This window comes from Bacillus sp. JJ722 (assembly GCF_036963345.1).
Lineage (GTDB): Bacteria > Bacillota > Bacilli > Bacillales > DSM-1321 > Bacillus_AD.
On the sequence record NZ_JBALMO010000188.1, the window covers coordinates 8,429 to 8,637 of the forward strand.

1 pseudogene is annotated in these 209 nt (G+C 39.2%); it reads left to right on the plus strand.

Features of this window, described 5'->3' with window-relative positions:
- Positions 1-30 precede the first annotated feature (30 nt).
- Positions 31-209 (plus strand): annotated as a pseudogene (locus tag V7014_RS20225) (serine dehydratase subunit alpha family protein); the annotation flags it as partial.

Consider the following 209-nt stretch of genomic DNA (forward strand, 5'->3'; position numbering starts at 1 on the left):
CTTTGTGATGGCGCAAAAGCAGGTTGTGCTATGAAAGTTTCTACATGTTCAGGGGCAGCAGTTCAAGCGGCATTAATGGCGAAGAAAAACATCTGCATTCCAGGGACAAATGGTTTTGTAGAAAGAGATGTGAATAACACGATTCGTAACTTCTCACAAATTGGAAATGAAGGTTCTCCTACATTAGACACAATCCTATTAAAACAAAT